Genomic DNA, 793 nt, shown 5'->3' with positions numbered 1-793 from the left:
CCAACCAGGGCACCTGCGCCAACCAGCGTCCGATCGTGGACGAGGGCCAGCGGGTCGAGCACGGCCAGGTTCTGGCCGACGGCCCGTGCACCGAGAACGGTGAGATGGCGTTGGGTAAGAACCTGTTGGTGGCGATCATGCCGTGGGAGGGTCACAACTACGAGGACGCGATCATTCTGTCGCAGCGTCTCGTGGAGGAGGACGTGCTGACCTCGATTCATATCGAGGAGCACGAGATCGACGCTCGGGACACCAAGCTCGGTGCCGAGGAGATCACTCGTGATATTCCGAACGTGTCGGATGAGGTGCTGGCGGATCTGGACGAGCGTGGCATCGTGCGGATCGGTGCCGAGGTGCGTGACGGTGACATCCTGGTCGGCAAGGTGACTCCGAAGGGTGAGACCGAGCTGACTCCGGAGGAGCGGTTGCTGCGTGCGATTTTCGGTGAGAAGGCCCGCGAGGTGCGTGACACGTCGTTGAAGGTGCCCCACGGTGAGTCGGGCAAGGTGATCGGTATTCGTGTGTTCTCGCGTGAGGACGACGACGATCTGCCTCCGGGTGTGAACGAACTCGTCCGCGTCTACGTGGCGCAGAAGCGCAAGATCCAGGATGGTGACAAGCTCGCCGGCCGTCACGGTAACAAGGGTGTGATCGGCAAGATCCTGCCGAAGGAGGATATGCCGTTCATGCCCGACGGCACTCCGGTCGACATCATCTTGAACACTCATGGTGTGCCGCGTCGTATGAACATCGGCCAGATCCTGGAAACACACCTCGGCTGGATCGCCAAGGC

1 pseudogene is annotated in these 793 nt (G+C 61.9%); it reads left to right on the top strand.

From position 1 onward, the window contains the following. Positions 1 to 793 (top strand): annotated as a pseudogene (locus A5789_RS34010) (DNA-directed RNA polymerase subunit beta); the annotation flags it as partial.

Origin of the sequence: Nocardia sp. 852002-51101_SCH5132738 (genome assembly GCF_001665695.1) — a bacterium.
Classification (GTDB): Bacteria; Actinomycetota; Actinomycetes; order Mycobacteriales; family Mycobacteriaceae; genus Nocardia; species Nocardia nova.
Note: the sequence above shows the minus strand (reverse complement) of the source record. Positions and strands in the feature narration are given on the sequence as shown.